The 7,613-nt window shown below is 42.8% G+C and carries 8 protein-coding genes; all 8 read right to left on the reverse strand.

Going from position 1 to position 7,613, the window contains the following annotated elements:
• Positions 1 to 1,424: 1,424 nt before the first annotated feature.
• Complete coding sequence (locus HMPREF0650_RS04405; protein ID WP_004348641.1) at positions 1,425 to 2,312, reverse strand: RluA family pseudouridine synthase; 888 nt, start codon at positions 2,310 to 2,312, stop codon at positions 1,425 to 1,427.
• Between the two features lie 129 nt (positions 2,313 to 2,441).
• Positions 2,442 to 3,329, reverse strand: a complete 888-nt coding sequence (dapA, locus tag HMPREF0650_RS04410; RefSeq protein WP_004348643.1) for a 4-hydroxy-tetrahydrodipicolinate synthase — start codon at positions 3,327 to 3,329, stop codon at positions 2,442 to 2,444.
• Positions 3,330 to 3,415: 86 nt separating this feature from the next.
• The gene (locus HMPREF0650_RS04415; protein WP_004348645.1) at positions 3,416 to 4,339 is read right to left on the reverse strand and encodes a DMT family transporter; all 924 of its coding nucleotides are present in this window, start codon (positions 4,337 to 4,339) and stop codon (positions 3,416 to 3,418) included.
• On the reverse strand, positions 4,339 to 5,070 hold the full coding sequence (truA, locus tag HMPREF0650_RS04420; protein WP_004348647.1) for a tRNA pseudouridine(38-40) synthase TruA: 732 nt from the start codon (positions 5,068 to 5,070) through the stop codon (positions 4,339 to 4,341). Before truA ends, HMPREF0650_RS04415 begins: the two co-directional genes overlap by 1 nt.
• Positions 5,071 to 5,077: 7 nt before the next feature.
• On the reverse strand, positions 5,078 to 5,539 hold the full coding sequence (locus HMPREF0650_RS04425) for a hypothetical protein (protein WP_040562430.1): 462 nt from the start codon (positions 5,537 to 5,539) through the stop codon (positions 5,078 to 5,080).
• Positions 5,540 to 5,553: 14 nt separating this feature from the next.
• Positions 5,554 to 5,925: a hypothetical protein gene (locus tag HMPREF0650_RS12430; RefSeq protein WP_004348652.1), complete on the reverse strand. Its 372-nt coding sequence runs from the start codon at positions 5,923 to 5,925 to the stop codon at positions 5,554 to 5,556.
• Positions 5,926 to 5,968: 43 nt separating this feature from the next.
• On the reverse strand, positions 5,969 to 6,520 hold the full coding sequence (locus HMPREF0650_RS04435) for an RNA polymerase sigma factor (protein WP_004348653.1): 552 nt from the start codon (positions 6,518 to 6,520) through the stop codon (positions 5,969 to 5,971).
• A gap of 6 nt (positions 6,521 to 6,526) precedes the next feature.
• On the reverse strand, positions 6,527 to 7,613 hold a 1,087-nt coding region (locus tag HMPREF0650_RS04440; protein WP_004348655.1), incomplete at its 5' end, for a L,D-transpeptidase family protein.

The raw sequence follows: 7,613 nt of genomic DNA on the forward strand, positions 1-7,613 counted from the left end.
CAACATCATACAAATAAAAGTAAAAAGTTGATAGTATTTAAAGGTATATAATATTTGAAAATTCTTAACACAATACATTAGAAAACTCTCGGATTTTAGGGCGAAATCCTGGCGATTTTTTCCACCAACCTCATGGTTGACGACAAATATGCGAATTTTACAAAATGTTGATATAGAAAGACTTACGAACCAGATAGCAGAAGGCATGGAGGTTAACTCCATGCTTTAGGCATCAAAAGGGGCGAAATTGGCATCTTAGAACCATGCAATTAGGGTGTTAAAGCAACGTTTTAAGATGCCAAAAGCATGCAGATAAGCAGTTTAAAGCAATAAGATAAGAGAACAAGTCACTATTTCGGCTCCCTCAAAATTCTAAAACATAGAAAACTCGAGCTATTTTCTTAGGCTTATCTCAATGCTTTAACAGAGGAAAAATGTACTTGAAAATAAGAACAAAAGTTTACAAATATCTGCCTCTTCCCTTTTTGTAACAAGTAAATTCAGAGCAAAATCACTACGCAGGAAATAAAGCAGGAGAATAAAAATGGAGGCAGCGAAAAAATTATTCTGCCTCAAATAGTGTCATCAGATGTATTTAACAACCAAATCGCTTGTATCTCTTTATTGGTGCCGGTATCGGTTCCTCTTTTAGATTTAATAAAGAATTTACCGAAAAGATTAAGCACATTGCTTGCTTTAACATGTGTTCCTTTACCAGCAAAATAAATATTTCCTAACTACAACAAGTATCAAGAATGAACCAATTCCCATCTGACACAAAAAGTGGAGCTTTGATATGATATCAGCTCCACTCCACCGACCTCCGTTAAACCCTATTGAAGAATAAGGTCAGTTTGTATCTCGCTTGACATTTTAGAATACTCTTCGTAACTATTAAAGAGTATGAAAATAAATTTCCTAAAAACCACTATTCACAATTTGTCATAACGAGATGATATGTTATTAATAGGATTACACGAATCTTTTAAAATTGTTTTTTATGCGTTTTGCAAAGTAGTTATTCGTAACTATCGGCTAACAGGAAAACAACTTGCATGAGAATATAGCTCACTTTGCAAATATATAGAATATTATCATACACGTCAATAGCTTTAAGATTTATTAAGATATCCCAAAGAACCACGCCCATGTATGATGGCGTTCAAAGAACCAACAATTTACTTGGAATGCCTACAACACCCCAAGGGTGAACGCAATATAGACGAGCACAGCAAGTAAAATCAAGAATAAGATAGTTTTGATTAAGCAGCTGGTCACTTTTTTAATAAAAAAAATGGCCAAAGCGATGGCAACTATACAAAAGATATACAAAGAAAAGTTTGAACTCATTGAATCAATTACGCTAAAAACATGTTCATACTTGCGTTTGCTATAAAATTTTCAAACATCAAATACTCATTCGTTTATTTAAATAACTTCCTGAAAGCAGGAGGAATCTGCGTTTCAAATTCCATAGGCCGACGAGTCACTGGATGGGTAAAACAAAGCATGTAGGCATGCAGACATAGCCGATCAAGGGGATTGTCACCATTGCCATACTTGAAATCTCCACACACAGGATGCCCTATATCCGCAGAATGTACGCGTATCTGATTCTTTCGTCCTGTTTCCAAGCGATATTCTACCAGCGAATGTTCGGTGGTACGATCTAAGGTATGAAAATGGGTAATGGCAAACTTTCCGCCATTATCTACCGGACTTGAATAGGTAACGTAGGCCTTGTTGTCTTTCAACCAACTCGTGATAACCCCTTCGTCGTCTTCCATTTCGCCAGACACCACCGCCACATAACGGCGATCGTACACGATGTCGTGCCAGTTGTGTTCCAACTCTTGTTCTGTCGCCATATCCTTGGCGTAAATCATCAGACCACTGGTTTCTCTATCCAACCGATGGACAACGTGTGCCGTGCATTTCTGTTTACTGTTTCTAAAATAATCATCAAGAACCCTTTTCACGTTTAATGAAGAATGACCCGCAGCCATGGACAGGATGCCAACGTGCTTTTCAATCACAACCAAATAACGATCTTCGTAGACGATCTTCAAATAGCGGTTTTTGAAGTTGATGTTTTTTTTAGACTTGCTCACAGCAATTTTCATACCCGCCTCAAGCGGATAATCAAACTGCGTAATGCATTTGCCATTCACGATGATGCCTTTTCCAGCCAACGTCGCTTTGATTTTACTCTTGCTTAGGTTGGTAACATGATTCAGCAACCAGTTTAACAGCGTGTCAGCTTGCGCCACCTCATAGCGGTCATAATCGCCTTTCATCTTATTGATATCCATCCAGTCTACTCTTCACTCGCACATGCGAAAGTCTTGTCATTTATCTTGAATGCTTTCAGTCAGGGACGTTTCCTCCTCCATGCCCATCAAATTGCATTCAAATCATTCATCCAACAATCCAGCTATACCTTAAATTCTTATCTCTTTTAGGATGTCAGCCATCTTTTCTTTGGTTTTAATCGTTGTGGGTACCAATGGCAAACGCAACACATTCTCAATGTACCCCATGTCGTTGAGCAAAGCCTTGACGCCAGCAGGGTTACCGTCAACGAACAAAAGACTATATAGCTCGGTAAACATGTGGTGTATTCTCCGCGCAGCTTCATATTCGCCTTGGAACTCAAGTCTAATCATTCTGGAAAATTCTCTGGGCAACGCATTCCCAATAACTGATATCACACCGGCTGCACCACTGGCAATCATGGAGAACGTCAGTGCGTCGTCCCCACTGATAATGTCAAACCTATCGGGTTTACCCTTGATGATTTCGTCCACCTGCTCAAGACTTCCAGCTGCCTCTTTAATGCCTACGATGTTTTCACAGTCGTGGGCCAACCGAACCGTTGTTTCGGCTTTCATGTTGACACCCGTACGCCCCGGCACATTGTACATCACGACAGGAAGCGGACTGGCTGAAGCTATGGCCTTGAAATGTTGATACAATCCCTCTTGAGAGGGTTTGTTATAATAGGGACAGATACTCAAGATGCCATCGATTCCAGTCCAGTCTGTGGCTTTCATCTCTTCAATCACTTGTGCCGTATTGTTGCCTCCACAATACTTTAAGATTGGAACCAGCCCCTTGTTCTCCTCTTTAACCAACTCTGTGATCTTGTTTTTCTCATCCAACGTCAGACACGGTGTCTCACCGGTTGTCGCCAAGATGCATAGGAAATCAACACCACTATCCAGTTGATAACGAATCAGTCGCTTTAACGCTGGATAATCTACTGCGCCATCCAACGTAAAAGGGGTAACTACTGCCACACCAAGTCCTCGAAAAATGTGATATCTCATAAATGCCTTTTAATCTTACGATTTAATTGCAAATATAGCACTTTTAGCCGATAAAGCTAATCATAAGATAGAAAAAAACATTTTATTTACGACTTACTACCCAGGAACAAGAACACCATACTCAACAACACCAAAGCCAAGTCGACCGCTTTTCCCTTGAGATTCTTCTCATGAAAGACAAAGGCCCCAAACAAGAAACTCACCAATACACTGCCTCGTCGCACCATGGAGACAATGGATATCATGGCTTCTGGCTTACTCAAGGCATAGAAATAGACAAAGTCGGCCATACAAAGAAAAACACTGATACTCACTATCGACCACGACCAATGAAAGGGTGTGGTATGATGATGAGTAGGATACCATATCAGTAACAACACCACTCCCATCATGAAACACTGGTAAACATTGTACCAACCCTGTACCATCATCTTGTCCAACCCTACTCCCCCAGCTGTTACCGGAGCCATGAGATACTTGTCGTACAAACCACTCACCGCTCCCAACAGTGCAGCAAGCACCAAAAGGAACAACCAGCGATTGTGCTTAAAATCTATTCCCTCTTTCTTGCCCGACCTACTCAGCAGGTAGAACGACGTGATGGCCAGCAAAACGCCAATCCACTGATACAGGTTCAGTTCTTCACCAAACACCAACATGGCACCAACAAGTACCATCATGGGCCTCGTGGCATTGATGGGACCAACAATGGTAAGCGGAAGATGCTTCATGGCAAAATAGCCACATATCCAAGAAGACAGTACGATACAACTCTTCAATAGGATATATCGGTGGGCTTCCCACCCTCCAGAAGAAACATGGAAAATGGTGTTGTCCAACACACCGGTCGTTGCAGACAGGATGATGAAGGGCAAAAAAATGCACGAACAGAATAGTGTGTTCAGAAATAATACAGGGATGACGGAATTGCCTGACAAGGCTTTTTTCTTGAAAACATCATAAAAGCCCAGCAGTAATGCCGACAAGAAGGCAAGCAACAACCACTCCATCAGTACTCAACGTCTTCTAAAAACAACGCATTGGCGGGCATGCTCTCGCCTGCTTTGGTACGGTTTCCACTCCTAACGACGGCATCAAACTCATCGAGGGTCATGCGATGTCGGCCCACTTCTATCAAGGTACCCACCACGGCACGCACCATATTGCGCAAAAAGCGATTGGCTTTGATGACAAAGTACCAAGCATCTTCGCCAACTTCCACCCATTCAGCCTGCACCACATGACACAACGTTGTCTTAACATCTGTGTTGCTTTTGCAGAAAGCACCGAAATCTTCAACCTTCAGCAGATGTGACGCAGCTTCGTTCATCAATGAAAAGTCGAGTTGATAAGGCAACTGACAGGAATAATGGCGCAGAAATGGATTCTTCGACAGGTGTATATAATAATGGTAGGTGCGCCACTTAGCACTGAAGCGGGCATGCATATCCTCACTGAGGGAAAAAACATTCAATACCGAAATGTCCCGCGGCAGCAGGCGATTGAGTTTATAGGTGAATTGTTTGGTGTCTATCTCGGCATGGAAATCAAAATGTGCAAACATTTTCCGAGCATGCACACCAGCATCTGTCCGGCCAGCCCCTACGGTCACGATGGGCTCTCGGAGAATGACAGACATGGCCTGTTGCAACTCAGCTTGCACCGAATTCCCGTTGGGTTGCACCTGCCATCCATGATAAGCTGTTCCGTCATAGCGGAAACAAATGAAATATCGATGCATGAAAAGGTTACTTTTTAACTTTTTGTTGCTGCTGTCGACACATGGCCACCCGCCTCATCACTTGGCGATGAAACTTCTCTTCGGCACGGATAATCTTAAACACTTTGCAGGCAGGTAGAATGGTCAAGAACTGAAGATGATACGCTTGCTGTATTTCTTTGATTTTAACTTCGTTGGCTGCATGTTTGCGAATGGCTTCTTCACAGGCCTTTTCATCCGTGACATTCAGGTGTTTAAAGCGACGACCTTCTGCAAAATAGGTCATCTGTTTTTTCTTCATGTCCCGATACACAGGGAAAAATGCAGCAGATTCTTGTGGGGTCAGCCCGGCTTCTGTGGTGATAAACTGTTCCAGCTCGGCTTGAAATTTCTGAGGATTAAATCTCCTTTGCCCACGTTGTGGTTGAGCTATCGCGGAAGATACCAACAAACAGAAGGTGATAAAAATAACGGAAAAAAAATGTTTCATGTGCAGCTCCTTTCTTATTCGTCAGCTAACATTGCGTAGATGTCGCCATTGTCAATCATTGAGTAAAAAGCTGTTTCTTCAACAGAGCCATCATTGAGGCTACTTTCTGTCTGCTGATTTGTGGTGAACGCTTGCTCTCGTTGGCCCGCAAAAGGCTTTGCAAAATAAACAGTAGCCGTCATTGCAACAGCCAAAACACTGGCTGCAGCAATCATTGCCGGACGCATTCTGAACAAAATAGCGTGTTGTGTCTTCACGGTTTTTGCTGCTTGGTCAGGTAACTGAGCCATGAATTGATCGGCAAAGTTATCCAAATAACCCTGTGGAGCCTTGAAAGGTTGTACCTTTCCAAATCGGTTCTCTATGTATTTGTCTTCTTTTACCATAATTATTGTCTTTACTTTTATGACGTAAAAATCATCAAAAGGTTTAATCCCGGTCCTGGAAATAAGCTGTTATTTTCTTGACTGCCAAATGATAACTGGCTTTCAGCGCACCTTCGCTCGTATTGAGAAGTTCGCTCATCTCGGCATATTTCATTTCCTCATAGTAACGTAGGTTGAACACCACACGCTGCACTTCCGGCAGCTGGGCTATCGCTTCTTGCAACTGTGCTTGTGTCTCATCTCCATCAAAGTAGTCGTCAGCCATCAGCATGTTGGCCACCGAAGGGTCGTCATCCGCACTGACAGTCCTGTTGTTGCTTTTCTTTCTCAAGAAATCCAATGCCTCATTGACGGCAATGCGGTAAATCCAAGTTGATATTTTTGATTTGTTTTGAAAATCATCTAAATTGTTCCAAGCCTTGAGAAAGGCATTCTGCAACACGTCATTGGCATCTTCATGGGTCAGAACGATACGACGAATCTTCCAATACAGCGGTTTACTATATTGGTGAACAACCTGTGAGAAGGCCTGACGTTGTGTTTCCTTTTTGGCCAAGCGATCGGCTATGTTCTGTTCATCATATGGTCTATCCATTCGCACTTATGGCAAGTAATTGAGGAGTTGATGGTATATCACCGAATCAAATCCATAGACATCGGGATATTCTGTCATCACATTGTTCTCGTTTGGGTACAAAGTATAATAGGTGATGAACAGGGGAACCGTCGGTTTTACTTGAACTGACTTAATCAATTTGGCTCTGTCCAGTTTGTTGGTCTCCATCGATGGTTTCTTGTCAGATGATGGATTGTCATCCATATAGGTGGAATGAATGTCTGCTTCCATCGAATACCTGATTCTTTCTATCGTCTTTTCGTCCTTATCATTCAATAGAAAAACGGCAAAATCGAATGGCTTTTCCAGTCGGATACAGCCATGCGAAACTCCTCGGTCTTCTCTTTCGAAGACTCCCTTCGATGACGTATCGTGCAGATAGATGGCGAATTTGTTCTTAAAGCGGAACACGATGCGCCCCATGGCATTGCCCTTTCCACCTTCTTGTATGACAAAATAGTTGCCACTTTTCAGCATGTCGGCAGACACCTGCGTGACATCCATTCGTTTTCCGGTCTTTCGTTCACGAATGAAATATCGCCGAGCGTCAAAATAATCTTTATTTCCCGCCTGTGGAACCACGCTTTTTTCAATGATGCTTCTGGGCATGACCCATTGTGGATTAACGTCCATACGCACTATTCTACTGGTTATCAGTGGTGTCTTCGTATCCAAAGCACCTATGCCTATACGCATGCTTAACGTCTTATCGTGATCTCTTGCCATGAGATGCATGGAAGGTAAATTGATGAGAGCATACTTTTCATGCTTGCCTGGCTCATCATCCAGTCGCCATCTGGCACGCTCCAAATTACAAATCACCTTGCGCCTGGCCGCAGTACCAACCGCTTTGGGCAGCCGTTGTTTCAAGTCTTCGTACAACTTGCCATGCGGTTGGATAGCTTGTAGGTAGATACCCACGCTGTCGTGCCGTATCTTCTGCAAGACGTTGGCCCAAAAGTTTTTGGTGGGTCGCTGCATGGGAAGATCAAAAAGCTCACGATAACTCACGTTGATGGAATCGCGTTTTCTGACATCCAGCTTGTTAAACAGAGCAAATGGGTTGGTATAA

The organism is Hoylesella buccalis ATCC 35310, from assembly GCF_000177075.1.
Lineage (GTDB): Bacteria > Bacteroidota > Bacteroidia > Bacteroidales > Bacteroidaceae > Prevotella > Prevotella buccalis.

What these genes read in the sequence shown, in the direction of transcription:
- HMPREF0650_RS04405 (WP_004348641.1), bottom strand. Translation starts at nt 2,312, where the DNA reads ATGGATATCAATAAGATGAAAGGCGATTATGACCGCTATGAGGTGGCG.
- dapA (WP_004348643.1), bottom strand. Translation starts at nt 3,329, where the DNA reads ATGAGATATCACATTTTTCGAGGACTTGGTGTGGCAGTAGTTACCCCT.
- HMPREF0650_RS04415 (WP_004348645.1), bottom strand. Translation starts at nt 4,339, where the DNA reads ATGGAGTGGTTGTTGCTTGCCTTCTTGTCGGCATTACTGCTGGGCTTT.
- truA (WP_004348647.1), bottom strand. Translation starts at nt 5,070, where the DNA reads ATGCATCGATATTTCATTTGTTTCCGCTATGACGGAACAGCTTATCAT.
- HMPREF0650_RS04425 (WP_040562430.1), bottom strand. Translation starts at nt 5,539, where the DNA reads ATGAAACATTTTTTTTCCGTTATTTTTATCACCTTCTGTTTGTTGGTA.
- HMPREF0650_RS12430 (WP_004348652.1), bottom strand. Translation starts at nt 5,925, where the DNA reads ATGGTAAAAGAAGACAAATACATAGAGAACCGATTTGGAAAGGTACAA.
- HMPREF0650_RS04435 (WP_004348653.1), bottom strand. Translation starts at nt 6,520, where the DNA reads ATGGATAGACCATATGATGAACAGAACATAGCCGATCGCTTGGCCAAA.